The sequence below is a fragment of the Pseudomonas sp. genome, assembly GCF_017744435.1.
GTDB lineage: Bacteria > Pseudomonadota > Gammaproteobacteria > Pseudomonadales > Pseudomonadaceae > Aquipseudomonas.
Genome location: NZ_JAGIBG010000004.1, coordinates 90,005 through 115,740 on the forward strand (window position 1 = coordinate 90,005; position 25,736 = coordinate 115,740).

Genomic DNA, 25,736 nt, shown 5'->3' on the forward strand with positions numbered 1-25,736 from the left:
TTTACGAGGTTCATGGGCCTGATCCCCGCGATCCGGGGGCGGACTCACCTGAAAATCTTAAAACCGTCACCCGCGGTTTCCTGGCCGTACCCCCGCCAGCGAAATGCAAATCAGGTTTTTAGGAGCGCTGTAATGCCTGAGATCTACCATTTCTTCCAACAACTGGTTAATGGATTGACCATCGGCAGCACCTATGCCTTGATCGCCATCGGCTACACGATGGTGTACGGCATCATCGGCATGATCAACTTCGCCCACGGCGAGGTATACATGATCGGTTCCTACGTGGCCTTTATCGCCCTGGCGGGCCTGGCCATGATGGGTATCCATTCGCTGCCGATCCTGATGACCGTCGCCTTCGTCGCGACGATCTGCGTCACCAGTGCCTATGGCTACAGCATCGAACGGGTTGCCTACCGCCCCCTGCGCAACAGCAACCGCCTGATCCCGCTGATTTCCGCCATCGGCATGTCGATCTTCCTGCAGAACACGGTCTTGCTGTCGCAAGACTCGAAGGACAAATCCATCCCCAACCTGATCCCGGGAGCCTTCTCCTTCGGGCCGGGCGGTGCTGAAGAAGTCCTGATCAGCTACATGCAGATCCTGGTGTTCGTGGTCACCCTGGTGGCCATGACCTGCCTGACCCTGTTCATCTCCCGTTCCCGCCTGGGCCGCGCCTGCCGTGCCTGTGCCGAGGACATCAAGATGGCCAACCTGCTGGGCATCAACACCAACAACATCATCGCCCTGACCTTCGTCATCGGTGCCGCCCTGGCGGCCGTGGCGGCCGTGCTGCTGAGCATGCAGTACGGGGTGATCAACCCCAACGCCGGTTTCCTGGTGGGCCTGAAGGCCTTCACCGCAGCGGTACTGGGCGGCATCGGCAGCATCCCGGGCGCCATGCTCGGCGGGCTGGTGCTGGGCGTGGCCGAAGCCTTCGGCGCCGACATCTTCGGCGACCAGTACAAGGACGTGGTGGCATTCGGCTTGTTGGTTCTTGTCCTGCTGTTCCGGCCGACCGGCATCCTGGGCCGCCCGGAGGTTGAAAAAGTATGAACAGAAATCTCAAACAGGCGTTCTTCAGCGCCTTGCTGGTCTGGGCCGTGGCCTTCCCGGTGCTGGGCCTGAAACTGAGCATCGACGGCATCAGCCTGGCGGTGCACAGCCAAGGGTCGTTCACCATCAGTATCATCGCCGTGTGTTCGGTGCTGATGTTCCTGCGTGTGCTGTTCGACAAGCAGTGGAGCGCGGTGATGGGCCGTCGCTCGGATCGCAAGCTGATCCCGCCAGCCGTCAGCAACTACCTGACCCTGCCGAAAACCCAGCGCTACGTGATCATCGGCCTGATCGTCGCGGCACTGGTGTGGCCGTTCTTCGGCTCGCGCGGGGCGGTCGACATCGCCACGCTGATCCTGATCTACGTGCTGCTGGGCCTGGGCCTGAACATCGTGGTCGGCCTGGCCGGCCTGCTCGACCTCGGCTATGTCGGTTTCTATGCCGTCGGCGCCTACAGCTACGCGATGCTCTCGCACTACCTGGGCTGGAGCTTCTGGGTCTGCCTGCCGATCGCCGGCCTGATGTCGGCTACCTTCGGCTTCCTGCTCGGCTTCCCGGTGCTGCGTCTGCGCGGTGACTACCTGGCGATCGTGACCCTCGGCTTCGGCGAGATCATCCGCCTGTTCCTGCGCAACCTCACCGACTGGACCGGCGGCCCCAACGGCATCAGCAACATCCCCAAGCCGGAGTTCTTCGGCCTGACCTTCGAGCGCAAGGCCGCCGAGGGGATGCAGACCTTCCACGAGTTCTTCGGGCTGGAATACAACTCGATCAACAAGGTCATCTTCCTCTACCTGGTTGCCCTGCTGCTGGCCCTGCTGGCACTGTTCGTGATCAACCGCCTGCTGCGCATGCCGATCGGCCGTGCCTGGGAAGCGCTGCGCGAAGACGAGATCGCCTGCCGTGCGCTGGGCCTGAACCCCACCGTGATCAAGCTCTCGGCATTCACCCTGGGTGCCTGCTTCGCCGGTTTCGCCGGCAGCTTCTTCGCGGCGCGCCAAGGCCTGGTGACGCCAGAGTCGTTCACCTTCATCGAGTCGGCGATCATCCTCGCCATCGTCGTGCTCGGCGGCATGGGCTCACAACTGGGCGTGATTCTCGCGGCCATCGTGATGATCCTGCTGCCGGAGCTGATGCGTGAGTTCAGCGAATACCGGATGCTGATGTTCGGTGCGCTGATGGTGTTGATGATGATCTGGCGTCCGCAAGGCCTGCTGCCTATGCAACGTCCCCACATGGAGCTGCGTCGATGAGCCGCGAAATTCTGCAAGTCAGCGGCCTGAGCATGCGCTTCGGCGGCTTGTTGGCGGTCAACGGCGTGGCCCTGACCGTCAAGGAAAAACAGGTGGTGGCGCTGATCGGCCCGAACGGCGCTGGCAAGACCACGGTGTTCAACTGCCTGACCGGCTTCTACAAGCCCAGCGGCGGTACCATCCTGCTCGACGGCCAGCCGATCCAGGGCCTGGCCGGCCACCAGATCGCCCGCAAGGGCGTGGTGCGGACCTTCCAGAACGTGCGCCTGTTCAAGGAAATGACCGCGCTGGAAAACCTGCTGATCGCCCAGCACCGTCACCTGAACACCAACTTCTTCGCCGGCCTGTTCAAAACCCCGAACTTCCGCCGCAGCGAGAAGGAGGCCATGGAGCGCGCCCAGTACTGGCTGGAGAAGGTCAACCTGACCGAATTCGCCAACCGTACCGCCGGCACCCTCGCCTACGGCCAGCAGCGCCGCCTGGAAATCGCCCGCTGCATGATGACCCAGCCACGGATCATCATGCTCGACGAACCCGCCGCGGGCCTGAACCCCAAGGAAACCGAAGACCTCAAGACACTGATCGCCTACCTGCGCGAGTCGCACAACGTCACCGTGCTGCTGATCGAGCACGACATGAAGCTGGTGATGAGCATCTCCGACCACATCGTCGTGATCAACCAGGGCACGCCCCTGGCCCACGGCACGCCGGAGGAGATCCGCGACAACCCTGATGTGATCAAAGCCTACCTGGGGGAAGCGTAAATGCTGAAGTTCGAGAACGTTTCCACCTTCTACGGCAAGATCCAGGCGCTGCACAGCGTCAACGTGGAGATCAACCAGGGCGAGATCGTCACCCTGATCGGTGCCAACGGTGCCGGCAAGTCGACCTTGCTGATGACCCTGTGCGGGTCGCCGCAGGCGCACAGCGGCAGCATCAAGTACCTGGGTGAAGAACTGGTCGGCCAGCCGTCCTCGCACATCATGCGCAAGAGCATCGCGGTGGTGCCGGAAGGCCGCCGTGTGTTCGCCCGCCTGACCGTCGAGGAAAACCTGGCCATGGGCGGCTTCTTCACCGACAAGGGCGACTACCAGGAGCAACTGGACAAGGTCCTGCAGCTGTTCCCGCGGCTGAAGGAGCGTTACATCCAGCGTGGCGGCACCATGTCCGGTGGCGAGCAGCAGATGCTGGCCATTGGCCGAGCGCTGATGAGCAAGCCCAAGCTGCTGCTGCTCGACGAGCCTTCGCTGGGCCTGGCGCCGATCATCATCCAGCAGATCTTCGACATCATCGAACAGCTGCGCCGTGATGGCGTGACGGTGTTCCTGGTGGAGCAGAACGCCAACCAGGCGCTGAAGATCGCCGACCGGGCGTATGTACTGGAGAACGGCCGGGTGGTGATGCAGGGCACCGGTGAGGCACTGCTGACCGACCCGAAGGTGCGCGACGCCTACTTGGGTGGTTGAATGAAAAAGGGCCTTCGGGCCCTTTTTTCTGCCCGCAGGACGTGTATCGTGGCCAGCTCTTTGGCAAAGATTCTCCGGAGCCCGCCCCATGCGCCTCACCCCTACCCTGCTGCTCACTGCCCTGCTGCCCCTGTTCGCCGGCTGCCAGTTGCTGGCCGAGCAGCCCCGTGACCCGAACATCGGTACCACGCGCATGCAGGGCGAACTGAGCGCTGGCGGCGGCCGGCTGTTGTTCAAACCCTGCGGTGAAAGCCGCCACTTCGTGATCAATGACGTCGCCGGCACCGGCATCCTTCAGGAGTCCGTCAACCTGGCCAAGGACGCCAACGCCAAGTTGTTCACCGACGTGCGCGGGCGCCTCACCGGCAGCAAGCAGGCCGACAACGATGGCCAGCTGGAGGTCAGCCGCCTGTACCGCCTGGAACCCTCCACCCGCGCCTGCGACGACCCCAACTTCAAGCAGCTGACCCTACGCGCCAATGGCCACGAACCGGACTGGGACATCAAGGCCAGTGGCAAGGGCATGGTGCTCAACCGCGTCGGCAAAGACCCACTGCCCCTGCCGTTCCTCGAAGAAGAAGTGCCCGGCGGCGGCCTGACCCTGACCAGCGAAGCCAATGGCCAGCACGTTGAACTGTGGGTCGCCCCGCAACGCTGCGTCGATGGCGCCACTGGCGCCGTGCGTCACCTGCGCGCCGAGCTGCGCATCGACGGCCAGACCCTGCGCGGCTGCGGCTACTACGGCGGTGCGCGCGACAACTGATCGCCGGGCGCTTTTATCCTGCCAGTCGGGGCGGCTAACAGCTTATACTTGGCGGTTTGTGTAAAGCCGCCGGCCGCCCATGGCCGGGATACTGGACCCTGCCATGCTACGAATCACCGAACTCAAGCTGCCCCTGGACCATCCCGACGAAGCCCTGCGTGAAGCCATCGTCCAGCGCCTGGGCATCCGCGACGAGCAACTGCTCAGCTTCAACCTGTTCAAGCGCAGCTACGATGCGCGCAAGAAGAACAGCGAGCTGCTGTTCATCTACACCATCGACCTTGAAGCCAGCAACGAAGCCGAGCTGCTCAGCAAGTTCGCCGACGATCACAACATTGGCGTGGCACCCGACGTCACCTACAAGTTCGTCGGCCAAGCGCCGGCCGACCTGCAGGAGCGCCCGATCGTGGTCGGCTTCGGCCCGTGCGGCATCTTTGCCGGCCTGCTACTGGCACAGATGGGCTTCAAGCCGATCATCCTCGAGCGCGGCAAGGAAGTGCGCCAGCGTACCAAGGACACCTGGGGCCTGTGGCGTAAAAGCGTGCTCAACCCCGAGTCCAACGTGCAGTTCGGCGAAGGCGGCGCCGGGACCTTCTCCGACGGCAAGCTCTACAGCCAGATCAAGGACCCGAACCACCACGGCCGCAAGGTTCTGGAAGAGTTCGTCAAGGCCGGTGCGCCGGACGAAATCCTGTACATCAACAAACCGCACATCGGTACCTTCCGCCTGACTGGCATGGTCGAACAGATGCGCCAGGACATGATCGCCCTCGGCGCCGAAGTGCGCTTCCAGGAAAAGGTCACCGACCTGCTAATCGAAGACGGCCAGCTGACCGGCGTGGTGCTGGAAAGCGGCGAGCAGCTGCACTCGCGCCATGTGGTCCTGGCCCTGGGCCACAGCGCCCGCGACACCTTCCGCATGCTGCACGCCAAGGGCGTGTACATGGAAGCCAAGCCGTTCTCGGTGGGCTTCCGTATCGAACACCCACAAACGCTGATCGACAAGGCGCGCCTGGGTAAATACGCCGGCCACCCGAAACTCGGCGCCGCCGACTACAAGCTGGTGTATCACGCCAAGAACGGCCGTTCGGTGTACAGCTTCTGCATGTGCCCGGGCGGCACCGTGGTCGCCGCCACCAGCGAGCCGGGCCGCGTGGTGACCAACGGCATGAGCCAGTACTCGCGTAACGAGCGCAACGCCAACTCCGGCATCGTCGTCGGCATCGACCCCGAGCGCGACTATCCGGGCGGCCCGCTGGCCGGTATCGAGCTGCAGGAGCGACTGGAAGCCCACGCCTACGTCATGGGTGGCAGCAACTACCAGGCGCCGGCGCAGCTGGTGGGCGACTTCGTCGCTGGCAAGCCGTCCACCGCACTGGGCAGCGTCGAACCGTCGTACAAGCCGGGGGTGACCCTGGGTGACCTGGCACCGAGCCTGCCAGACTTCGCCATCGAGGCAATCCGCGAAGCGCTGCCGGCGTTCGACCGCCAGATCAAAGGCTACAACCTGCATGATGCGGTGCTGACCGGCATCGAGACACGCACCTCGTCGCCGCTGCGCATTACCCGTGGTGCGGATTTCCAGAGCCTGAACATGAAGGGGCTGTTCCCGGCGGGTGAAGGTGCGGGGTATGCCGGGGGGATTCTTTCGGCAGGCGTGGACGGTATCCGCATTGCCGAAGCCGTGGCTCGCGACATTCTCGGGCTCTAAGCTGCATTGCCTGAACTGGCCTCTTCGCGGGTAAACCCGCTCCCACAGGGATCGCACAACCTTTGAAAACTGTGCAGTACCTGTGGGAGCGGGCTTGCCCGCGAAGAGGCCGGCGCAGGAAAACAAAAAACCCCGAATGGGCCTGGCCCATTCGGGGTTTTTATTGACCGCTACGATCAGTGCGAAACGCGGCTGGTACCGTCAACGGTCATGATGCGCACGCGGTCGCCAACGCGGAAGACTTCGTTCTGCTGCACGGCCTGCACATAGGCGCGCATGCTGCCGTCGTCTTCACGCACGGTGATTTCCACGCCCTGGGTACGGGTCAGGCCTTCCTCGGCAGCGGAACCTGCCAGGCCACCGGCCACCGCACCAATCACGGCGGTGACGATGCTGCCACGGCCACCGCCAATGGCGCTGCCGGCCACGCCACCGACGATGGCGCCAGCACCACCGCCGATCGGGGTCTTGGTGCCTTCGATCTTGACCGGGCGCAGGGATTCAATGGTACCCATACGCACGGTCTGTACGCGACGGGCCTCATCACGGGAGTAGCTGTCGCCGGTCAGGCTCGAGGCACAGCCACCAAGCAGCAGCGACAGGGTGGTGAAAGTCGCCACCAGCAAAGCGGATTTACGCATGGGTACAATCTCCAAAAAACAGGTGTCCATTAGACGCCGCGCGTTGACGGCTGTCACTGCGCTGACGCAATAAATTTATTTCCATTCAGCCCCTGTACAGCCTTGACGGACAGTAATGCGGGCGTTACAGCTCAGACCAAGGATAGCCACGGATTACTTCATCAGTTGTGAAGAAGTGTTGGCTTGAGGAGGGAATGGGGCTGCCTGGCAGCCCCAAGGTGTCACGGTGCCAGGCGCTCGCGCGCCCACTGCCCGTCGACCAGACGGTAGTTCAGACGGTCATGCAACCTGCTGGCCCGGCCCTGCCAGAACTCGATCCGCTCAGGCAGCAAGCGATAGCCACCCCAATGTTCCGGGCAATGCGGCTGGGTATCGGAGAAGCGCGCTTCGGTGGCCTTGACCAGGCCTTCGAGCTCCTCACGGTTGGCAATGACACGGCTCTGTGGCGAAGCCCAGGCCCCCAGGCGGCTGCCCAGCGGGCGTACCTGGTAGTAGTCATCCGACTCCTTGGCCGTGACCTTTTCCACTCGCCCTTCGATCCGCACCTGGCGCTCCAGCGCCGGCCAGAAGAAGGTCATGGCAGCGAACGGGTTGGCCAGCAGTTGCTGGCCCTTGGCGCTGTCATAGTTGGTGAAGAAGGTGAAACCACGGTCATCGAGGCCCTTGAGCAGCAACACACGACAGTGCGGGCGGCCCTCGCCATCGACCGTGGCGAGGGTCAGGGCGTTGGCCTCCACCGGTGGCTGCTCGGTCTTCACCGCGTCGGCAAACCACTGGTGGAACAGGGCGAACGGCTCACCCGGGGCCTGGGCTTCGGCCAGGCCATCACGGGTGTAGTCGCGGCGCATATCGGCCAGGGATTGGGTCATGGCTGCGTTTCCTTGACGATCAGTTGGTCTTCGCAGGGCTGTTGGCGGCTACTTTCTTGTCAGTGGTAGCGGCTTTCTTGGCAGCCGGCTTGGCTGGCGCGGCCTTCTTCTTGGCAGTGGCCTTGGCCGCAGGCTTGGCAGCGGCTTTCTTCGCAGCTGGCTTGGCGGCTGGTTTCTTGGTCTCAACCGGCTTGGCGGCAGGCGCCTTGGCATCCTGCACGGCAACCATCGATGCCGGGGTTGCCACTGGAGCTGCCTGTTGATACTTGGCCAGCAAGGCAACCATGGTGTTCTGCGGCGTCAGCAGCATTTCAACACGGCGGTTCAGGGCACGGCCTTCAGCGCTGTCGTTGGCGGCACGCGGCATTTCCGAGCCCATGCCCTTGAGCGACAGGCGGTCACGCTGCAGGCCGCTCAGACGGAAGATCGCCGATACCGAGGCGGCACGCTCCAGGCTCAGCTTCTGGTTGGCGGCTGCGACACCGCTGCTGTCGGCGTGGCCAAGTACCAGCACGGCAGTCTTCGAGTCACCTTCGACGGCCTTGGCCACGCGGGTGATCGGGCCCAAGGTCATCGGCAGCAGCATGTTCGGGCGATCCGGGTTGTACGAGCTGTCGACCGGGATGGTCACCACCAGCACGTTGTCGCGGCGCTCCAGCTCCAGCTTGCTGTCCTTGACGGCTTCACGCAGCTTTGGCTCGTACTGGTCCAGCCAGGCCTGGGTGGCCTTCTCGTCGATCTTCGGCATTGCTGGCCCTTTGGCCTGCTGGTCGCTACCGCCAAACGGCCACCACCAGTGGCTGGCGCTCTCGGACTTGGCGTCGGCCTTGGCGACTTTCTCGGTAACCGCCGCTTTCACTTCCTTGTCGGCAACCTTGTCCGAACCGAACGGCCACCAGCTGCTGCCGCCGTCCTTGGAAGCGTCCTGGGAGTGGCTGGCGCAACCGGTCATAGCGGCCAGGCACAGGGCGAGAGCTAAGGTTTTATGTGAAGACATCAGCGATACACCATGAAATTGAAAGATATTTTGCCAACGCACTTCAGGCGTTGGCATTGAGGATAGTCAAAGGGGTTGCGTAATACCCGCTTTACCCGATCAAAGGCAAGTGCCAAGCACGCGTACCAGCTGCTGGGCTCTTGGATCCATGAGCACGTATGGGCCGAGGGTATTGACCACGAAGCCGAACGCCACGTCGTGTTCCGGATCGGCGAAACCCACCGAGCCGCCAGCGCCTGGATGACCGAAGGCACGGGCACCGAGGCCGAAGGTGGCGTTGGCCACATCGGGCTGGTCGAGCATGCACCCCAGGCCAAAACGGGTCTGGGTCAACAAGGTACGATCCTGGCCAAGGCTGTGTTCACGGGTCAGTTCGTCGAGCAGTTCGGATTCGAGCAGGCTGCCGTCGAGCAGGCCTGCGTAGAAGCCGGCCAGACTGCGCGCATTGCCGTGGCCATTGGCCGCCGGCTGCTGCATGCGCCGCCATTCGGGCTTGTTGGTGCTGGTCAGGATGGCTGGCGGATTGGTGAAGGCGCGAGTCGACAGTGCCTCGGGTTCACGCATGGTCACCTGCAGCAGGCGCTGGGCTGCGGCGTCACCCGCGTTGCCCTTGCCACGGGCAATATGCGCCACACGGTGGAACTCTTCGTCGGCCAGGCCGATATGGAAGTCCAGGCCTAGCGGCCGGGCGGTACGGGCGACGATCGACTCACCCGGGCCACGGTTATCGACGCGGCGGATCAGCTCGCCGATCAGCCAGCCGTAGGTGATGGCGGCATAGCCGTGCTCAGTGCCGGGCGTCCACCACGGCGTTTCCGCAGCCAGGGCGTCGACCATGGTCTGCCAGTCATACAGGGCCTCAGCCGGCAGCAGCTCGCGGATGGCCGGCAGGCCGGCACGGTGGCTGAGCAACTGGCGCAGGGTAATGTTCTGCTTGCCGGCCTGGGCGAATTCTGGCCAGTAGCGCGCCACCGGGGCATCCAGGGCAAGCTTGCCCTCACCCACCAGTTGCAGCGCCGTCACGGCGGTGAAGGTCTTGGTGCAGGAAAACAGGTTGGCGATGGTGTCGCTGTGCCAGGCCTGCTGGCAGTCCTTGTCGGCACTGCCCGCCCACAGGTCGACCACGGTCTCGCCACCGACCTGGATGCACAGCGCCGCGCCACGCTCCTGGGGATCTTCGAACAATGCCGCAAACGCTTCACGCACCGCTTCGAACTTCAGCTCATAGTGACCCTGGATCTGCACCCGCTGTTCTCCGTACGACCTTGCTGACAAAGGCGTGCATTGTTTCAGTAGTTGGCGGTTTTGCCTACTGGGCAAGGGCGGATGGTCGGTGCCGAAACAGCAGTGTCATCTGTGCCAGGGGGCGCAAGCGCCCCCGGTAGACCCTCAGGGGACCTTTTTCTCCAGATCGCCGCGCAACTGACCAACGGCCTGCAGGTTGCTCTTGCGCACCGCCTCGACGAACCCCGGGTATGGCACATCGGTAATTGCCACCAGGCCCAGGTGGCCGTTCTCGCCATCCAGCAGACGCCCACTGGCCGGTTGGTCGAGATACTGGAACCAATGCACACCGACGATCATCGGCTGTGCCAGGGCGGCCTTGAGGAAGTTGCCGTAGGCAGGCCCACGGTCCTCTTCCCTGGCCACTTCTACCGGCCCTGGCCAGAACGGCCCACGGTCGCGCGAACCGAACTGGAACTCGGACACCAGCACCGGCTTGTCGAGTTCGGCCAGACGGGCAAAGTCATAGCCATCCTCGGGCTTGAGGGTATAGAAGTTGAAACTCAGGACATCGCAGAACTCGGCGCAGGCCTTGACCGCTTCCGGTGTGCTCACGGCGTAGCGACCTCCCAGCAGCAGGTGGTTGGGCGCATGCCACTTCAGTGCATCGGAAATGGTCTTGAAGTAGGTTTCGGCGAATACCTGCTGGAAGTACTGGTAATCACGCTCGATTTCCGGGTGCTCGGGGTTGGGCAGCGGCGCCTCGAAGCCTGGGTCCTCCATCAGCTCCCAGGCCTGCAGGTCGATGCCCCAGGCCTTGGACAGCCCCTCCTGGTTGCGATACTTGTCGCGCAATTGCTTGAGGAATGCGCGCTTGGCCGGCACGTCGGTGGTCAGGCGCAGGGTGCCATAGGCCAGGCCATAGCGCGCCTTGGGGTCGCTGCCGGGCGCAGCCCAGGCCAGTTCGTTGTCGGCGAAATAGCCGATCAGCCAGGGGTCGTCACGGTGATCGCGCGCGGCGATGGCCACGGCACGTTCCGTGGCCATGGCAAACCGTGGGTCGAACGGGTCCGGCATGCGGCCCCACCAGTCCATGCCAGTGCTGATGCTGGCATAGTCACCGACGATCGACAGCGGCAAGGTATAGGCCATGCGCTTGGCCTGGCCGATGGCCGGGTCACTCCAGTTGCCCAGGGTGTTGAAGCCCCAGGCCTGCAGCCGGTCCAGTGTGTGAGCCCGCCAACGCTCGGCGTCCAGCGCCAACGGTGGGCAGACGGGAGGTGCCTGGCCTTCCACGGCTGGCGGGCAAGGCTTGCCATAGGTGCGCTGGATATTCGCGGCGTAGAAGTCGAACCAACGCCCCTGCTTGAAGCTGCGCCCTTGCGACGAAGCGTTGCCATCGTCGTTGTTGCCTTCGCCATAAAAGGCCGTCAGCGCATCGCCTTCACCTGGCAAGACCTTGAACATCCCCTCGCGACCGGCAACGTAGGTGCGCCCGCCATCGGCGGCCACGGCATTGACCCCCAGCGAGTAGAACGGATGGCCTTCCGGTGTGACCAGGTACCAGCGGCCATCACGCTTCTCCGTGCGGAAAAAACCCTTGGCGGCGAATGCCGGGCCGGCCAGCAAGCCCCCGTAGCTGTCCAGCTGCTGCTTCTGACGGTCAGCCAGCCAGCTCTTGAGTTGCTGCTGTTCACGAGTATCAGCAGCCTTGAGCTGATCGTCACTGACAATCTTCTCGGGCCAATGCCCCCGGGTGGACTGGCCGTAGGCATCGATCAACTCGTGGTAGGCCGCCTGGTAGGCCTGGTCGTCGTCCTGGATGCCGACCTTCTCGATCAGCAGGTTCTGCGCCATCTTCGGGTTGGGGATGGTCAGGCTGACCGACACCACCTGCTTGAGGTCTACCTCACCGGCACTGCTGGTCAACAGCAACCGCTGCCCTTCGTAGGCCCATGGCATGGGCGGGCCGGCACGCATGCCCTGGCTCAGTGGCGAACTGGCCTTGAGCGGCACCATGACGGTTTGCGCAGGCCCTGCAGGCAGGTCGATACGGCTGGTCAGCGTGCGCCCATCGCTGCCGAGCACCGTGACATCGACGGTCAAGGCCCAGTCCTGGGCGCTTTGCATGCGCAAGGTGAGGAACTGCCCAGCCGACCAGTCCCACACGCCGCTCTGCGGGCTCAGGCGCAAAGTCGGCCGTTCGACCGGGTTGAACACCACCCGCCTGAGCACCTCGCCCTCTGCCGTCTGCTCCGCATTGTACTGCGGCATGCCGGTGCCTTCGGTCGCCACATTGACCACCGAGGCCGGGCGGACGAAGCTGAACAACGTCTGTTGCCCAGCCAGCAATGGCGTGCTGAACAACAGAGTGAATACCACGGGCAAGGTGCGGCGGATCATAGGGCTGAGGCTCTCCTTCCAGGCCCTCATGGGCCCGCGACTGAGTCATGGACAACGGGCCGGCGCATCGTGCTCCGGCCGTCAGGAAATCTCCCGCCGGAATGGCGGCAGCGCATTGAGAATAGCCTTGCCGTAGCGCTGCGTGACCAGACGCCGATCCAGCAAGGTGATGACGCCGCGATCCTGCTCGGTACGCAGCAGGCGACCGCAGGCCTGGATCAGCTTCAGCGAGGCATCGGGCACGGCAATCTCCATGAACGGGTTGCCGCCACGGGCTTCGATCCATTCGGCCAGGGCCGCTTCGACCGGGTCGTCGGGCACGGCGAAGGGGATCTTGGCGATGACCACATGTTCACAATAAGCGCCTGGCAGGTCGACACCCTCGGCGAAGCTGGCCAGGCCGAACAGCACACTGTGCTGGCCGTCGTCGACCCGTGCCTTGTGCTTGTTCAAGGTTTCCTGCTTGGACAGGTTGCCCTGGATCAGCACCAGCTTGCGCCAGTCACGGTCCAGGCCGTCGAACACTTCCTGCATCTGCTTGCGCGAAGAGAACAGCACCAGCGCGCCACGGGCATCTTCGACGATGCTCGGCAGCTCACGGATGATCGCCGCGGTGTGTGCCGCCGCGTCACGCGGGTCGGCCTTGAGGTCGGGGACCCGCAACAGGCCGGCATCGCCGTGCACGAACGGGCTTGGGACCACACAGGTGACGGCATCGCGGGGCAGCCCCGAGCGCATGCGGAAGCGGTCGAACTTGCCCAGCGCGGTCAATGTAGCCGAGGTCACCAGGGCGCCATGGGCGACACTCCAGAGGCTGCGCCGCAGCATTTCGGCGGCGAGAATCGGGCTGGCATTGACCTCGATGTCGAACAGCGCACCACTTTCGGCCAGGGTCAGCCAACGCGCCATGGGCGGGCTGTCTTCCGGGTCTTCGGCAGTGAACGCGGTCCACAGCTCCCAGTTGCCCTGGGCGCGGGTGACCAGGCTGCCGAACAGCGGGTACCACTCCTCGGCCTGGTGGCTGGCGATACCGATGTTGACCTCACCGTCCATGCCTTCCTTGAGCAGGTCGGCCAGGCGGGTGAACAGGTCATTGAGGCGGGCGAAGCCCTTTTTCAGCTCGATGCCGACTTCGCGAATCTGCTCCGGCACCACACCGCCCTCGAAGCGGTAACGCGGGCGCTCCCGGCCTTCTGTGTCCTCGCTCGGGCGGAAGTCGGCGACCTGCTCGCACAGGGTGAACATGAACTGCTGCTGGGTACGCACTTCCCGCGCCAGCTCCGGCACCTGCTCGATGTACTTGCCCAGGTCGCCCGGCAGCGGGTGCTGGGCCAGCAGCTTGGTCAGGTTCTTGGCGGTCTGCTCCAGCCAGTCGGCAGTGGAGCGCAGGCGCGAATAATGGGCGAAGTGACCGATGGCCTTGTCAGGCAGGTGGTGGCCTTCGTCGAACACGTACAAGGTGTCGCGCGGGTCGGGCAGCACCGCGCCACCGCCCAGGGCCAGGTCGGCCAGGACCATGTCGTGGTTGGTGACGATCACATCGACCTTGCCCATGCCCTCACGGGCCTTGTAGAACACGCATTGCTGGAAATTCGGGCAGTGGCGACCGGTGCACTGGCTGTGGTCAGTGGTCAGGCGCGCCCAATCCTGGTCCTCTATGGCCTCCGACCAGCTGTCGCGGTCGCCATCCCAACGGTTGCCGGCGAGCTTTTCGATCATGCTGTTGAACAGCTTCTGGCTGCGCTCGTCGACCTCGATGTGGAAGCCTTCTTCTTCGAACAGCTGGGCAGTGGCCGACTGCGCGTGGCCCTCCTGTAGCAGGATGTCGAGTTTGGACAGGCACAGGTAGCGACCGCGCCCCTTGGCCAGGGCGAAGCTGAAGTTCAGGCCGCTGTTACGCATCAGGTCCGGCAAGTCCTTGATGACGATCTGCTCTTGCAAGGCCACGGTTGCGGTGGCAATCACCAGGCGCTTGCCGGCGGCCTTGGCGGCCGGGATCGCGGCCAGCGCGTAGGCGACCGTCTTGCCGGTACCGGTGCCCGCCTCCACCGCAACCACGGCAGGTTCGCCGGCGCGGCGGCCTTCGTCGTCACAGGCGATGTCGCCGAGCACCTTGGCCACTTCGGCGATCATCAGGCGCTGGCCATACCGCGGCTTGAGGCTCTTGGCTTCGAGAAAACGCGTGTAGGCGCCCTGGATGGTGGCTTTGAGTTCGTTGCTGATCATGGTCTGCAGGCGCCCGGAGGGCTGGATATATTTTCAGTGTTTCACATGGGGCGGCTATCATACCCCGCTATTGCCCTTTGTGCCGCATGGAGATCCGGATGCTAGCCTTTGCCCTGCCCTACACATTGCATGTCCTTGCCGCCCTGGTATGGGTCGGCGGCATGTTCTTCGCCTGGTTGGTGCTGCGCCCGGCAACGGTTGCAGCCCTTGAAGGGCCTGCCCGGCTGCGGTTGTGGGTGGAAGTTTTCCGACGCTTCTTCGTTTGGGTCTGGCTCGCCGTGGCGATTCTGGCGATAAGTGGTATCGGCATGTTGCACATGCGCTTCAGCGGCTTCGAGACGGCGCCCAAATATGTGCAGGTGATGATTGGCGGCGGGATTGCCATGTTCGCGCTGTTCATGCGCATCCAGGCATTGCTGCTGCCGGAGCTCAAGGCGGCGGTGCAGGCCGAGGACTGGCCGGCAGGCGCCGCCGTGCTGGGGCGCATTCGGCGGATGGTGGGGATCAACCTGCTGCTTGGCCTGGCGGTCGTCGCAGTGGCCAGTTCGCGACTGCTGATGTGATGTTGCGGGTGCCGGCGATGGGCCGGCGCCCGTTATCAGAGGCGCTGCAGAATCAGTTCACCCTCGGCGCCTGCCAACCCAGGCTGCCCCTCCTGCCCCGGCCGGCCATTGGCCCCGGCATCGGTGCGATAAACCAGGCAACCCTTGCTCGCCCCGCCCTTACCGGCCTTGCCGGCAGCCCCGGCCTTGCCCGGCGCACCGCCTTCCAGGCGTACCACGATGCGCTCCTGCGGGAAGCCTTGCGGCAGGCTAAGACGAATTCGCCCGCCAGGCGCACCGTCATGCCCGTTGCCACCATCATCGCCATTCGCCCCTTTGCTTGCCTGGCCCCAGGTACAGCCTCCCGCCTGGCCATTGGCGCCATCAAGGCCCATGTAGCCTGGCGCTCCGGCGCCACCACGGGCATCGATGGCCAGACGCTCGGCATCGACCTCGGCAAGCTTCAACTCCAGGCTGCGCCCAGAGCGTGCAGCGCGTTCGTAGGTGCCGGGCGCTCCTGGCGCGCTGATCTCGCTGCCCTCGCCCAGCACAGCACTGCGTACATCGATGAGCAACGGTGCTTCGGCAGGCGCAATGGCAATCCGCGCATCGCGGCCCAGTTGCAGATGATCGACTTTCAGCTCGGTCAATGTAGCCGGCAACAGCAAGGTCGCCGAGTCCGCCACACGCAATTGCTCCAGGTGCACGCTGGCCGACTTGTTCGGCAGGCGCAGCATGGAATGGGGGGCTACCTCCAGGCTCTGCGCCTGGGCCATGGGCGCGGCCAACATCGCCAGCAACATCAGTTTACGCATGGCGAGGTGCCTCCTGCGGACGGGGAATGGACATGACATGAAAGATACCGGTCAGCAGGATCTGCAGCCGGTCGAACCAGCGATGGCTGCGGCCTCGCAGGCTGCCGTTGAAAAACAGCACTTCAAGAAAATGCAGGCTCAGCACAAGAATGCCCAAGGCATTGATCAACAGATTCAACGGCAACGGTTGCGGCATCATCAGGTTGAACAGCACCACGCCCCAGAACGCCACGGTCAGGACCTTGCCCAGGCCCAGGATGAACTTCATACCCCGCCCCTACGTGTCTATTTATTGTTATGTCTACGCGGCCCGAGCAAACGCGCCGCGCAGCCAACACTACCTGCATGCCCAGGCACACGCCAGTGCAGTCAGTTGAGGTGCAAGTCCACCCGTCGGTTGTGCGCGCGCCCTTCATCGGTGCCGTTGTCGGCGATTGGCTCATGGGCGCCTCGGCCCTCGCTGGTCACCTTCTGCGGCGCCAGGCCCTGGCGAATCAGGTACTCGGCGACACTGGCGGCGCGGCGTTCGGAAAGCGCCTGGTTGTAGCTGTCGGAGCCGACGTTGTCGGTATGCCCAACCACCTTGATGCGCGTGACCCCCAGCTCGCTGAGGCGCGGCAGCAGGCTTTTCAGGCGCTCCTCGCTACCCGGGGTGAGGTCGGCGGAATTGAAGGCGAACATCACCTGGCCCTGGTCATCGAGGGTGATCACCTCGGGCTTGGGCTCCGGTGCGGGTTGGGACGGCGGATAGTGCGGCAGCGGGCAGCCCATGTGGTCGACCGGGGTGTTGGCCGGGGTGTCGGGGCAGCGGTCGCGACGGTCGAATACGCCATCGCCATCTTCGTCACCATCCTGGGCATAGCAGATCAGCCCGCCGGTGATCGCGCCAAGTGCACCGAGGCCAGCCGCCCAGCTCGAGTTCTCGATGGCGCCAAGGCCACCACCTAGCGCACCACCGAGCAGGCTGCAGATAGGCCAAGTCCTTTGATTGAGGGGCGCACTGCCGTCACTGTGGGTGGCGCAGCCTGCAAGCAGGCTGGTAACCACCAGCAACGGCATCGCCGCCTTCGACATTACACTCATGATGAATGCTCCTGTGTCATCGGCCGCAACCGGCTAGCAGGATTAAAGACGCGCCCGCGCCACTTCTCAAGGCGCGGGCGCAGGGCCGTCAACGCTGGATCTTGATCTCGGTACGACGGTTCATGGCACGCCCCTCGGCCGTGGCATTATCCGCCACTGGCTGGGTTTCGCCGGCACCTACCACCGAAATGAAGCTGGCACGAGGCACTCCGCTTTCGATGAGGTAATCGGTTACCGCGTGGGCGCGGTGCTCGGACAACTTCTGGTTGTACTTGTCGGAGCCTACGCTGTCGGTATGGCCGGTCACGCTCAGGCGGGCGCTCGGTGCTTCCTGCTTCAGGCGAGTGGCAACCGTATTCAGGCGCTCCTTGTCGGCCGCAGTCAGGCGCGAGGAATTGAACTCGAAGCGCACATCACGAATAACGATCACTTCCTCCTTCTGCACCACGACTTCCTCGACCACAGGAGGTGGCAGTGGGCAACCACTGGCATCGACCTTCACGCCGTGCGGCGTATGAGGGCACTTGTCACGGCTGTCCGGCACGCCATCACCGTCTTCGTCACCATCGCCGTGAGCCCAGCAATAGCCTGCCGCCAGGCCGCCACCAAGCAGCGCGCCCCAGCCAGCCCAGCTGGAACTCTCGATGGCACCCAGGCCGGCACCGGCGACGCCCCCGACGGCAGCACACTTCGGCCAGTCGGTTTTTTGCAAACCTGCACAACCAGTCAACACACTGGTGAGCAGTACCAGGGGTAACGCTGTGCGTACTATGCTCATTTTCGTAGCTTCTCCTAGGGAAATCGGCATAAGACCGATCTCTGGGAGTAAAGACCGCGCAATCCATCCCTGCCAGCAATAAGCCACGACGCGGCCACTTGCCTCTATGCCGGCGGGCAGCAGCCCGCTAGTCTTGGATGACTTGAACGAGGATTGGCAATGACCGACGGTTTTTCCCAGCGCACCCCGCAACAAGCCCTGGCCGCCCTGCTAGAGCGCTTCACCCCGCAACGCCTGCTGCTGGTGGGCACCCGCTTCCCGGCGCTGGATGCCTTTGCCCAGGCTCACCCCCAGGTGACCATCGAAACCTGTGCGCCAGGGCCATTGCCGGCAGCGCTGGCTGCGCAACGCTTCGACCTGGCGGTGCTGGTGGACTGCCTGGAACACTTGCCTAAACGCACCGGCCTGCAACTGCTGGGCGGCATCCGCAACCTCAACGCAAGCCGGGTTGCCGTGTTGGCCGACCTGCCCGCCTGCGGTTGGCAAGACACCGATTTCTTCTCCCTGGCACTGTCGGCCAGCGAGAAATTCCGCCGTGATGAGCAGGTGTTGAGCTTGTTCACCTATGATCTACATGACTACAAGCAGGTCCCGGACTGGCTCAACGCCAAGTTCTGGGCCAACCCTGAAAACTTCGGCAAGTATTGGTGGTGATGATGAGTGTCTCGGTTTGCCCTTGTGGCAGCGGCAACCTGCTCGACGCCTGCTGCGGGCACTACCATGCCGGCACCCCGGCGCCCGATGCCCAGACGCTGATGCGTTCGCGATACAGCGCCTATGTGTTGGGGCTGGTCGACTATCTGGTCGCTACCACCCTGCCGGCCCAGCAGGCCGAACTGGACCGCGCCGCCATGGCGGCATGGAGTGCCCAGAGCACCTGGCTGGGCCTGGAGGTGGAAAGTGCCGAAGTGCTCGGCGGGCAGCCTGAACACGCGTTCGTGACCTTCACTGCGCGCTGGCATGACCAGGAGGGTGACCACACGCACCGAGAGCGGTCTGCTTTCGTGCAACACGAGCGACGCTGGTACTTCATCGACCCTACTGTCGCGCTCAAGGCCGGCCGCAACGACCCCTGCCCCTGCGCCAGCGGGCAGAAATTCAAGAAATGCTGCGCCAGCTACGTTGGTAACTGAGCATGATCGCCGCCCCCCGCCTGTTCTTGCTCAGCGCCCTGCTGGCCCTGCTGGCAGGCTGTGCGAGCTGGGGCGACGATGACTCGCGCAAGCCGGAGCTGCACCTGGACAAGGTGGAAACGGTAAAGGCGCAGCTGCTGCAGCAGGAGTTCGTCCTGCACCTGCGCGTCGACAACCCCAACGACAGCCGCCTGTTCATTCGCAACCTGAATTATTCGGTGTGGCTCGACGACCTGCTACTGGCGCAGGACGAAGTCAGCCTCTGGCGCAGCGTCGGCGGGCATGCCAGGCGCACGTTCAAGATCACGGCGCGGACCAACCTGTGGCAACACCTGAAGCCATTGGCCAAGCTGCTCAAGAGCGGGCAGCCGTTGCATTACCGCCTGCAAGGCGAGCTGGAGACCGGTCTGATCGTCCATCAGGACCTGCACTTGTCGCGCAGTGGTGAGATAATCCCCGGCGATCTCATACCGGAGTAACCCTGCAATGACCCAGCAACCCCATGTTCATGGCCCGGACTGCAACCACGGTCACGATCATCATGATCACGACCACGGCCATGTACACGGCCCGCACTGCAACCACGGCCACCAGGAGCCGGTGCGCAACGCCCTGAAGGACGTTGGCCGCAACGACCCGTGCCCGTGCGGCAGCCAGAAAAAGTTCAAGAAGTGCCACGGCGCTTGATCCTTTGAACGCAGGTACCTGCAGCGGCGATGACGGCGGTGCAGGTACCGCTGGTAAATAAAGCTCCACCGCACCTTGCACGGCAGCTGCGCGCTCACTACCTTAGCGCCTTTCGAACCCCCGCCACGCCTTGCAGGAGCCCTTGTCATGGCCGCCCCCGTCCTTCCTCCCTTCCGCCCGCGGTTCACCGCCGCCGCCTCGTTGCTCGGCATGCTCGGGCTCGCCGGCTGCCAGATGGGTGGCTATCAGGACAGCGTGCCACCGACTACCGGCGTGCAGGCACTCAAGGGCCTGGCGCAGAGCGTCTCGGTCCGGCGCAACGCCATGGGCGCACCGCTGATCGAAAGCAGCAGCTTCCATGACGCCCTGTTCACCCTCGGCTATGTGCATGCCGGCGATCGCATCGAGCAGATGCTCGCCATGCGCCTGCTCGCCCAGGGCCGCCTGGCGGAGTTGGCCGGCAGCGAAGCGCTGGATATCGACCGCCTGATGCGCGCCGCCAACCTCAAGCAGAGCGCCGCCCAGCAGTACGCCGACGCCTCGCCACGCCTGAAGCGCTTCTTCGAGGTGTACGCCCGTGGGGTCAACGCCTACCTGTTCCGCTACCGTGACAAGCTGCCGGCCAGCCTTGCCAGCAGTGGCTATCGCCCGGAGTACTGGAAGCCTGAAGACTCGGCACTGATCTTCAGCCTGTATGCCTTCAGCCAGTCGGTAAACCTGCAGGAAGAACTCAGCGCCCTGACCCTGGCGCAGAAAGTCGGCAACGACAAGCTGCCCTGGTTGCTGCCCGGCGCGCCGGACGAGCCCCTGGCTGAGGCCGAGGTGGAAAAACTCAAGGGCCTGAACCTGAGCAGCCAACTGCCAGGTTTGCCGGCGCTGGCGGCGGCCAGCCAGAAACTCGCCGACCTCGACCTGCTCGGCAGCCCCGGTTCGGCCAACCTGGCGCTGGGGCCGCAACGCAGCCGCAGCGGCAAGAGCCTGCTGGCCAGCGACAGCCGCGCAACCTGGGCACTGAGCCCGGTACAGATCCACACCGGCAAGTACCAGGTCGCCGGCCTGTCACTGCCGGGCCTGCCCATCGTGCTGGCCGGCTACAACGGCAAGCTGGCCTGGAGCAGCAGTGCGGTGATGGCCGACAACCAGGACCTGTATCTGGAACAATTGCGTCATGCCGGCAACCAAGTGACCTACCTGGCCGACGGCAAGTGGCTGCCGGCCCGCGCCCGCAGCGAAACCTTCTTCGTCCGCGGCCAGCGCCCACTGCGCGAGGTGATGTACGACACCCGCCACGGCACCCTGCTGCCCCAGGCGGGGAACGCCAGCCTGGGCCTGGCGTTGAGCCTGCCGCAGCTCAAGGGCGACCGCAGCCTCGATGCGCTGTTCGACCTGACCCGCGCACAGAATGTGGAGCGCGCCTTCGACAGCACCCGTGAAGTCGCCACTGCCGCGCTCAACTTCGTCTTCGCCGAGCCCGATCACATCGGCTGGCAAGTCAGCGGCCGCTACCCGAACCGCCGCGAAGGCCAGGGCCTGCTGCCGTCACCGGGCTGGGACGGGCGCTACGACTGGGACGGTTATGCTGACCCGATGCTGCACCCCTATGACCAGGATCCACCGGCCGGCTGGATCGCCCACGCCAACCAGCGCAGCCTGCCGCGCGGCTACGGCATGCAGCTGTCCAGCACCTGGTACTACCCTGAGCGCGCCGAGCGCCTGGGCCAGCTGGCCGGCAACGGCCGTCACGACAGCCGCAGCCTGATGGCCCTGCAGAACGATCAGGTGACGTTGCTGGCCGACAAGCTCAAGCAGATGTTCGACGCCCCCGGCATGGCCCAGCCGCTCAAGCAGGCGATCGACGCCCTGCCCGCGGCCCAGCGTGACAAGGCGCGCGACGCCCTGGCCCGGCTGAAGGCCTTCGATGGCCGCCTGAGCCCGGTGTCGGCGGATGCAGCCCTGTACGAGCTGTTCCTCCAGGAAGTGACCCGGCAGACCTTCCTCGACGACCTCGGCCCGGAGTCTAGCCCCGCCTGGCAAGCATTCGTCAGCAATGCCCGCCTGTCGTACTCGGCCCAGGCCGACCACCTGCTGGGCCGCGACGACAGCCCGTTCTGGGACGATCGCAACACGCCGCAAAAAGAAGACAAACCGGCCATCCTCGCCCGCAGCCTGGCCGCTGCCGTGGATGCCGGCACCGCGCAACTGGGCAGTGACCGCCGCGCCTGGCAGTGGGGCAAGCTGCACCAGTACCGCTGGCCGGCCCCTGCCTACCACGGCCTGGGTGATGCACTGAGCCGCTCGCCGATGGCCGCCGGTGGCGATTTCAGCACCCCGGCCCTGACCCCTTACGCCTGGGGCAGCGATTTCGACACCCGTTTGCCGGCCTCGGCGCGGATGATCGTCGACTTCGGCCAGCCCGAGCCGCTGCAGGTACTGACCAGCAACGGCCAGTCGGGCAACCCGGCCAGTTCGCACTACAACGACGGACTGGATGCCTGGTTCAAGGGGCGGTTCATGAGCCTGCCGCTGCAGCCGCAGAACTTCGGGCGGGCCTATGGCAGCCAGCGGTTGACGTTGGTGCCGGGGCGCTAGTGAAGTAGAAAAGCCGCCTGGACTGGCGGCTTTTTCTTACGTGGGAGCGTCAAGCGTTTCTGGATAGTCGAAAGTCATTGTGCTCTCCCCTAATTGGGCTTATTGCAGCGCGGGCATGGTCGCCGTGCCAGCCTCTACAGCGACTACACCTTCGCGGTGTGGAACGCGCCACCCGGCACGCCCGACCGCGCGCTGGCGCCCTTCGCCAAGGCCTATTCGGGGCTCAGCGACGAAGAGATGCGCAAGGTGGACGCGATCATCCGCAGGCCCACAGTGGAAACCTTCGGGCCGGTGTGTAGCGTCACCCCACCCTGGTGTTCGAGCCGGGTTTCGAGGGGATTGCGCTATCCAGGCGCCACAAGAGCGGCCTCGCTGTCAGGTTTCCGCGGATGTTGCGCTGGCGTCTGGACAAGCCGGTCGAGGAAGCCGATGACCTGGCCAGCCTGCAGGCATTGCTGGTCTGAAAGAAGGCAACGCGGTGAGGCGCAATATCGGAAATTATGCTTCTATCTTTGAGCCGACCCGTGTCGCAGACCGTTTTCGCCACGCAGCCAGGACCACCATGCACCATTCAACCCACGACCTGCTTTCGCCCGTACCGGGCATTACCCGCCAATTGCACAGCTTCCACTTCGGCCCACGCGGTGGCGCCAAGGTGTATATCCAGGCCTCGCTGCATGCCGACGAATTGCCCGGCATGCTGGTGGCCTGGCATCTCAAGCGCCGCCTGGCCGAGCTGGAACAGCAGGGTCGCCTGCTGCGCGAGATCATCCTGGTACCGGTGGCCAACCCGGTCGGCCTGGAGCAGGTGATGCTGGACGCGCCCTTAGGCCGTTTCGAGCTGCAGAGCGGCGAGAACTTCAACCGCAATTTCGTCGACCTGTCCGACAGCATCGGCGACCAGATCGAAGGCCACCTGACCCAGGACCCGGCCCACAACCTGGCGCTCATCCGCGAATACCTGCGTCGTGGCCTGGACGCCCACCCGGCGCGCACTCCGTTGCAGTCCCAGCGCCTGACCCTGCAACGACTGGCCTGCGATGCTGATCTGGTACTGGACCTGCACTGCGACTTCGAAGCGGTCGAACACCTTTACACCACGCCGGAAGCCTGGCCGCAGGTCGAACCTCTGGCGCGCTACCTGGGCGCCCAGGCCAGCCTGCTGGCCACCGATTCCGGCGGGCAGTCGTTCGACGAATGTTTCAGCCTGGTCTGGTGGCAACTGCAGCAACGCTTTGGCAAGCACTTCCCGATCCCGCTGGGCAGCGTTTCGGTCACCGTCGAACTGCGTGGCCAAGCCGACGTCAGCCATGACCTGGCCAGCCAGGACTGCCAGGCGATTCTCGACTACCTGACCCACGCCAGTGTCATCGAAGGCACTGCCGCACCACTGCCGAAGTTACCACGCCCGGCCACGCCACTGGCCGCCGTCGAACCCGTGACCGCGCCCCTGGGCGGGCTGCTGGTGTACCACGCCCGCCCAGGTGAGCACCTGGAGGCCGGGCAGTTGATCGCCGAAGTCATCGACCCGCTCAACGACCGCGTGACTGCTGTGCGCAACAGCCAGCCCGGCCTGCTCTATGCCCGCAGCGTGCGGCGCATGGCCACGGCAGGCATGGTCATCGCCCATGTCGCCGGTGAACAGGTGTTGCGCAGCGGCTACCTGCTGGCCAACTGATCGGGTAAAACCAATGCATGCGGCGAGTGGTCTGTAGAAGCACAGCCTTCTCAGGTATGTGTTGCGAAGGCGGGCACAGCAACGGCTCAGGCTGCCTTGCTTCCTGATCGATGCTCAGGTCAGCCTGCTGCCGGCGTTCGGCGAGTTTACCGGGGGATGGCGATAGAGCCTGCCGCGGGGGCACGCGCCTTCGTCGCAGGGGCGATCGGGTGTGGGCACTCGCCAACTAGTCAGGCTAAGGGAGACGGTGGCGGCTCGTCCGGCAGGGTCGGCTCACCCGGTTCCATGGGCGGATGTTCGCCGGGCTCCGGCGGTTGCGGCGTGTCGGGGTCAGGCTGGTGTGGAACGCCACCGGCCTGCAATGGCAGGGGATGCGCCAGCAGTGACCACGCCAGCAACCCGATCTGGTTGGGCTGCAGTACGGCCAGCTTGGCACTGATTGCGGGGTTGAGTTTCATTGGCAGCTCCTGGACGAGGGCCGACACGCTGCATACGTATCGGCACTGTTCAAACTCTTGGAGTGCCATCAGGGAAACTAATTCCCCGCGCTCGTCGGATCAGGTGCGTGGCAGGGTGACGCCGCGCTGCCCCTGGTACTTGCCGCCACGGTCCTTGTACGACACTTCGCACTCTTCGTCGGACTGCAGGAACAGCATCTGCGCCACGCCTTCGTTGGCATAGATCTTCGCCGGCAGCGTGGTGGTGTTGGAGAACTCCAGGGTCACGTGGCCTTCCCACTCAGGCTCGAGCGGGGTGACGTTGACGATGATGCCGCAACGAGCGTAAGTGCTCTTGCCCAGGCAGATGGTCAGCACGTCACGCGGGATGCGGAAGTACTCAACGGTACGGGCCAGGGCGAAGGAGTTTGGCGGGATGATGCAGACGTCGCTCTTGATGTCGACGAAGCTGCCGGCGTCGAAGTTCTTCGGGTCGACGGTGGCCGAGTTGATGTTGGTGAACACCTTGAATTCGTCGGCGCAGCGCACGTCGTAGCCGTAGCTGGAGACGCCGAAGGAGATGACCCGGCTGTCCTGCTCGCCGCGCACCTGGCGCTCGACGAACGGTTCGATCATGCCGTGTTCCTGCGCCATGCGGCGAATCCACTTGTCCGATTTGATGCTCATGGCGGGGTGTCCTGAAGAGTTGCGAGGGGAAAATCCAGACGCGCATCTTACCGGTCCCGGCGCCCGGGTTAAAGTTCCAGTGCCTCATCCCGCGCCGGACGGGGGCTGCAGCCGCCGTCGATCCGAATTTGCGTAAAGCGTTCACAGACCATTGGCAGCTCGTGGAAAGTGGGGTAAGGTGGCGCCACTGTGCTGCACGTGACACCGAGAATCTCTAGTTTGATGCACGATCCTGATCGGCCCATCGCTGAATTTTCTGCTCTCTTTGCGCTCAGTCCCGGCCAGGGTTTTTCCTGACCGTTATCAAATTGTCCAAGGAGACAGAAAAATGTCCAACCGTCAATCCGGTGTTGTTAAGTGGTTCAACGATGAGAAAGGCTACGGCTTCATCACCCCTCAGTCGGGCGACGACCTGTTCGTGCACTTCAAAGCCATCCAAGCTGACGGCTTCAAAACCCTGAAAGAAGGCCAGGCTGTTACTTTCGTCGCTACCCGCGGCCAGAAAGGCATGCAGGCTGAAGAAGTTCAAATCGCCTAAGTCGATTTAGCTTCCTAGCTTTCAAAAAAACCCGCCTTCTGGCGGGTTTTTTTATGCCTGACTGAAAATCGGTGCTGGCTTCTTCGCGGGCTCGCCCGCTCCCACACAGACCGCGCGACACTTGAAGGCTGCGCTATCCCTGTGGGAGCGGCGGTGCGGC

26 protein-coding genes and 2 pseudogenes are annotated in these 25,736 nt (G+C 64.2%); 16 read left to right on the forward strand and 12 right to left on the reverse strand.

Features of this window, described 5'->3' with window-relative positions; all coding sequences use genetic code 11:
* Positions 1-132 precede the first annotated feature (132 nt).
* The 6 genes from livH to J7573_RS04625 all read left to right on the forward strand — a co-directional run bounded on the left by livH (position 133) and on the right by J7573_RS04625 (position 6,249).
* Positions 133-1,056 (forward strand): high-affinity branched-chain amino acid ABC transporter permease LivH, encoded by a 924-nt coding sequence (livH, locus tag J7573_RS04600; RefSeq protein ID WP_167070573.1) that lies wholly within the window; start codon positions 133-135, stop codon positions 1,054-1,056.
* The gene (locus J7573_RS04605; RefSeq protein WP_294326236.1) at positions 1,053-2,309 is read left to right on the forward strand and encodes a high-affinity branched-chain amino acid ABC transporter permease LivM; all 1,257 of its coding nucleotides are present in this window, start codon (positions 1,053-1,055) and stop codon (positions 2,307-2,309) included. The genes livH and J7573_RS04605 overlap by 4 nt, the downstream gene beginning before the upstream one ends.
* Positions 2,306-3,073 carry a high-affinity branched-chain amino acid ABC transporter ATP-binding protein LivG gene (gene livG, locus J7573_RS04610; RefSeq protein WP_294326238.1) on the forward strand — a complete coding sequence of 256 codons (768 nt, stop codon included), beginning with the start codon at positions 2,306-2,308 and terminating at the stop codon, positions 3,071-3,073. Before J7573_RS04605 ends, livG begins: the two co-directional genes overlap by 4 nt.
* A complete protein-coding gene (locus J7573_RS04615) occupies positions 3,074-3,775 on the forward strand; it encodes an ABC transporter ATP-binding protein (RefSeq protein WP_003254879.1) in 702 nt (233 codons plus the stop codon). It abuts the gene before it with no gap.
* A gap of 88 nt (positions 3,776-3,863) precedes the next feature.
* On the forward strand, positions 3,864-4,538 hold the full coding sequence (locus J7573_RS04620) for a hypothetical protein (protein ID WP_294326273.1): 675 nt from the start codon (positions 3,864-3,866) through the stop codon (positions 4,536-4,538).
* Positions 4,539-4,641: 103 nt separating this feature from the next.
* Positions 4,642-6,249 carry an NAD(P)/FAD-dependent oxidoreductase gene (locus tag J7573_RS04625; RefSeq protein ID WP_110639630.1) on the forward strand — a complete coding sequence of 536 codons (1,608 nt, stop codon included), beginning with the start codon at positions 4,642-4,644 and terminating at the stop codon, positions 6,247-6,249.
* 176 nt (positions 6,250-6,425) lie between these two features.
* Here the strand turns inward: J7573_RS04625 and J7573_RS04630 are convergent, their stop codons facing one another.
* From J7573_RS04630 to dinG, 6 genes are all read right to left on the reverse strand, one after another.
* Positions 6,426-6,890, reverse strand: coding sequence for a glycine zipper 2TM domain-containing protein (locus J7573_RS04630; RefSeq protein ID WP_294326277.1), 465 nt, complete (start codon positions 6,888-6,890; stop codon positions 6,426-6,428).
* A gap of 221 nt (positions 6,891-7,111) precedes the next feature.
* Entirely contained in the window at positions 7,112-7,759 is a 648-nt protein-coding gene (pdxH, locus tag J7573_RS04635) for a pyridoxamine 5'-phosphate oxidase (protein WP_103449444.1), read from the reverse strand.
* A gap of 19 nt (positions 7,760-7,778) precedes the next feature.
* A complete protein-coding gene (locus J7573_RS04640; protein ID WP_294326283.1) occupies positions 7,779-8,756 on the reverse strand; it encodes an OmpA family protein in 978 nt (325 codons plus the stop codon).
* A gap of 99 nt (positions 8,757-8,855) precedes the next feature.
* On the reverse strand, positions 8,856-10,001 hold the full coding sequence (locus J7573_RS04645; protein ID WP_294326285.1) for a serine hydrolase domain-containing protein: 1,146 nt from the start codon (positions 9,999-10,001) through the stop codon (positions 8,856-8,858).
* Between the two features lie 144 nt (positions 10,002-10,145).
* The gene (locus J7573_RS04650; RefSeq protein WP_294326287.1) at positions 10,146-12,383 is read right to left on the reverse strand and encodes a beta-galactosidase; all 2,238 of its coding nucleotides are present in this window, start codon (positions 12,381-12,383) and stop codon (positions 10,146-10,148) included.
* Between the two features lie 81 nt (positions 12,384-12,464).
* Positions 12,465-14,609, reverse strand: coding sequence for an ATP-dependent DNA helicase DinG (dinG, locus tag J7573_RS04655; protein ID WP_294326289.1), 2,145 nt, complete (start codon positions 14,607-14,609; stop codon positions 12,465-12,467).
* A gap of 98 nt (positions 14,610-14,707) precedes the next feature.
* On the opposite strand from dinG, the gene J7573_RS04660 reads away from it, so the two are divergent.
* On the forward strand, positions 14,708-15,172 hold the full coding sequence (locus J7573_RS04660) for a CopD family protein (RefSeq protein WP_294326291.1): 465 nt from the start codon (positions 14,708-14,710) through the stop codon (positions 15,170-15,172).
* A 35-nt stretch (positions 15,173-15,207) separates the two neighbouring features.
* On the opposite strand, the gene J7573_RS04665 is transcribed toward J7573_RS04660, so the two are convergent.
* The 4 genes from J7573_RS04665 to J7573_RS04680 all read right to left on the reverse strand — a co-directional run bounded on the left by J7573_RS04665 (position 15,208) and on the right by J7573_RS04680 (position 17,827).
* A complete protein-coding gene (locus tag J7573_RS04665) occupies positions 15,208-15,966 on the reverse strand; it encodes a collagen-like protein (protein ID WP_294326293.1) in 759 nt (252 codons plus the stop codon).
* On the reverse strand, positions 15,959-16,234 hold the full coding sequence (locus J7573_RS04670) for a DUF1145 domain-containing protein (RefSeq protein ID WP_079226805.1): 276 nt from the start codon (positions 16,232-16,234) through the stop codon (positions 15,959-15,961). The genes J7573_RS04665 and J7573_RS04670 overlap by 8 nt, the downstream gene beginning before the upstream one ends.
* Positions 16,235-16,335: 101 nt before the next feature.
* A complete protein-coding gene (locus J7573_RS04675; protein ID WP_294326295.1) occupies positions 16,336-17,049 on the reverse strand; it encodes an OmpA family protein in 714 nt (237 codons plus the stop codon).
* 88 nt (positions 17,050-17,137) lie between these two features.
* The gene (locus J7573_RS04680; protein WP_294326296.1) at positions 17,138-17,827 is read right to left on the reverse strand and encodes an OmpA family protein; all 690 of its coding nucleotides are present in this window, start codon (positions 17,825-17,827) and stop codon (positions 17,138-17,140) included.
* A gap of 159 nt (positions 17,828-17,986) precedes the next feature.
* On the opposite strand from J7573_RS04680, the gene J7573_RS04685 reads away from it, so the two are divergent.
* The 8 genes and pseudogenes from J7573_RS04685 to J7573_RS04720 all read left to right on the forward strand — a co-directional run.
* Positions 17,987-18,481, forward strand: coding sequence for a DUF6231 family protein (locus tag J7573_RS04685; RefSeq protein WP_110639620.1), 495 nt, complete (start codon positions 17,987-17,989; stop codon positions 18,479-18,481).
* A 2-nt stretch (positions 18,482-18,483) separates the two neighbouring features.
* On the forward strand, positions 18,484-18,960 hold the full coding sequence (locus tag J7573_RS04690) for a YchJ family protein (RefSeq protein WP_294326298.1): 477 nt from the start codon (positions 18,484-18,486) through the stop codon (positions 18,958-18,960).
* A gap of 2 nt (positions 18,961-18,962) precedes the next feature.
* Positions 18,963-19,439, forward strand: a complete 477-nt coding sequence (locus J7573_RS04695) for an LEA type 2 family protein (RefSeq protein ID WP_294326299.1) — start codon at positions 18,963-18,965, stop codon at positions 19,437-19,439.
* A gap of 7 nt (positions 19,440-19,446) precedes the next feature.
* Entirely contained in the window at positions 19,447-19,647 is a 201-nt protein-coding gene (locus tag J7573_RS04700) for an SEC-C metal-binding domain-containing protein (RefSeq protein WP_023379046.1), read from the forward strand.
* 147 nt (positions 19,648-19,794) lie between these two features.
* A complete protein-coding gene (locus J7573_RS04705) occupies positions 19,795-22,236 on the forward strand; it encodes a penicillin acylase family protein (protein WP_294326307.1) in 2,442 nt (813 codons plus the stop codon).
* 105 nt (positions 22,237-22,341) lie between these two features.
* Positions 22,342-22,700 (forward strand): annotated as a pseudogene (locus tag J7573_RS04710) (ATP-dependent DNA ligase); the annotation flags it as partial.
* Positions 22,701-22,798: 98 nt separating this feature from the next.
* Entirely contained in the window at positions 22,799-23,914 is a 1,116-nt protein-coding gene (locus J7573_RS04715; RefSeq protein WP_294326323.1) for a succinylglutamate desuccinylase/aspartoacylase family protein, read from the forward strand.
* A gap of 55 nt (positions 23,915-23,969) precedes the next feature.
* Positions 23,970-24,144, forward strand: a pseudogene (locus tag J7573_RS04720) (DEAD/DEAH box helicase); the annotation flags it as partial.
* Here J7573_RS04720 and J7573_RS04725 read toward each other — a convergent pair.
* Together J7573_RS04725 and dcd are read right to left on the reverse strand one after the other, a co-directional pair.
* A complete protein-coding gene (locus J7573_RS04725) occupies positions 24,145-24,372 on the reverse strand; it encodes a hypothetical protein (protein ID WP_294326325.1) in 228 nt (75 codons plus the stop codon). It abuts the pseudogene before it with no gap.
* Positions 24,373-24,471: 99 nt separating this feature from the next.
* Positions 24,472-25,038, reverse strand: a complete 567-nt coding sequence (gene dcd / locus J7573_RS04730; RefSeq protein WP_003258001.1) for a dCTP deaminase — start codon at positions 25,036-25,038, stop codon at positions 24,472-24,474.
* Between the two features lie 328 nt (positions 25,039-25,366).
* Here dcd and J7573_RS04735 point away from each other — a divergent pair, with 328 nt between their 5' ends.
* Positions 25,367-25,576 carry a cold-shock protein gene (locus tag J7573_RS04735; RefSeq protein WP_003254922.1) on the forward strand — a complete coding sequence of 70 codons (210 nt, stop codon included), beginning with the start codon at positions 25,367-25,369 and terminating at the stop codon, positions 25,574-25,576.
* Positions 25,577-25,736: the final 160 nt, after the last annotated feature.

What these genes read in the sequence shown, in the direction of transcription:
- J7573_RS04625 (WP_110639630.1), top strand. Translation starts at nt 4,642, where the DNA reads ATGCTACGAATCACCGAACTCAAGCTGCCCCTGGACCATCCCGACGAA.
- J7573_RS04705 (WP_294326307.1), top strand. Translation starts at nt 19,795, where the DNA reads ATGGCCGCCCCCGTCCTTCCTCCCTTCCGCCCGCGGTTCACCGCCGCC.
- livH (WP_167070573.1), top strand. Translation starts at nt 133, where the DNA reads ATGCCTGAGATCTACCATTTCTTCCAACAACTGGTTAATGGATTGACC.
- J7573_RS04735 (WP_003254922.1), top strand. Translation starts at nt 25,367, where the DNA reads ATGTCCAACCGTCAATCCGGTGTTGTTAAGTGGTTCAACGATGAGAAA.
- pdxH (WP_103449444.1), bottom strand. Translation starts at nt 7,759, where the DNA reads ATGACCCAATCCCTGGCCGATATGCGCCGCGACTACACCCGTGATGGC.
- J7573_RS04650 (WP_294326287.1), bottom strand. Translation starts at nt 12,383, where the DNA reads ATGATCCGCCGCACCTTGCCCGTGGTATTCACTCTGTTGTTCAGCACG.
- J7573_RS04700 (WP_023379046.1), top strand. Translation starts at nt 19,447, where the DNA reads ATGACCCAGCAACCCCATGTTCATGGCCCGGACTGCAACCACGGTCAC.
- livG (WP_294326238.1), top strand. Translation starts at nt 2,306, where the DNA reads ATGAGCCGCGAAATTCTGCAAGTCAGCGGCCTGAGCATGCGCTTCGGC.
- dcd (WP_003258001.1), bottom strand. Translation starts at nt 25,038, where the DNA reads ATGAGCATCAAATCGGACAAGTGGATTCGCCGCATGGCGCAGGAACAC.
- J7573_RS04630 (WP_294326277.1), bottom strand. Translation starts at nt 6,890, where the DNA reads ATGCGTAAATCCGCTTTGCTGGTGGCGACTTTCACCACCCTGTCGCTG.
- J7573_RS04715 (WP_294326323.1), top strand. Translation starts at nt 22,799, where the DNA reads ATGCACCATTCAACCCACGACCTGCTTTCGCCCGTACCGGGCATTACC.
- J7573_RS04675 (WP_294326295.1), bottom strand. Translation starts at nt 17,049, where the DNA reads ATGAGTGTAATGTCGAAGGCGGCGATGCCGTTGCTGGTGGTTACCAGC.
- J7573_RS04640 (WP_294326283.1), bottom strand. Translation starts at nt 8,756, where the DNA reads ATGTCTTCACATAAAACCTTAGCTCTCGCCCTGTGCCTGGCCGCTATG.
- J7573_RS04695 (WP_294326299.1), top strand. Translation starts at nt 18,963, where the DNA reads ATGATCGCCGCCCCCCGCCTGTTCTTGCTCAGCGCCCTGCTGGCCCTG.
- J7573_RS04690 (WP_294326298.1), top strand. Translation starts at nt 18,484, where the DNA reads ATGAGTGTCTCGGTTTGCCCTTGTGGCAGCGGCAACCTGCTCGACGCC.
- J7573_RS04660 (WP_294326291.1), top strand. Translation starts at nt 14,708, where the DNA reads ATGCTAGCCTTTGCCCTGCCCTACACATTGCATGTCCTTGCCGCCCTG.
- J7573_RS04685 (WP_110639620.1), top strand. Translation starts at nt 17,987, where the DNA reads ATGACCGACGGTTTTTCCCAGCGCACCCCGCAACAAGCCCTGGCCGCC.
- J7573_RS04615 (WP_003254879.1), top strand. Translation starts at nt 3,074, where the DNA reads ATGCTGAAGTTCGAGAACGTTTCCACCTTCTACGGCAAGATCCAGGCG.
- J7573_RS04665 (WP_294326293.1), bottom strand. Translation starts at nt 15,966, where the DNA reads ATGCGTAAACTGATGTTGCTGGCGATGTTGGCCGCGCCCATGGCCCAG.
- J7573_RS04680 (WP_294326296.1), bottom strand. Translation starts at nt 17,827, where the DNA reads ATGAGCATAGTACGCACAGCGTTACCCCTGGTACTGCTCACCAGTGTG.
- dinG (WP_294326289.1), bottom strand. Translation starts at nt 14,609, where the DNA reads ATGATCAGCAACGAACTCAAAGCCACCATCCAGGGCGCCTACACGCGT.
- J7573_RS04620 (WP_294326273.1), top strand. Translation starts at nt 3,864, where the DNA reads ATGCGCCTCACCCCTACCCTGCTGCTCACTGCCCTGCTGCCCCTGTTC.
- J7573_RS04725 (WP_294326325.1), bottom strand. Translation starts at nt 24,372, where the DNA reads ATGAAACTCAACCCCGCAATCAGTGCCAAGCTGGCCGTACTGCAGCCC.
- J7573_RS04670 (WP_079226805.1), bottom strand. Translation starts at nt 16,234, where the DNA reads ATGAAGTTCATCCTGGGCCTGGGCAAGGTCCTGACCGTGGCGTTCTGG.
- J7573_RS04605 (WP_294326236.1), top strand. Translation starts at nt 1,053, where the DNA reads ATGAACAGAAATCTCAAACAGGCGTTCTTCAGCGCCTTGCTGGTCTGG.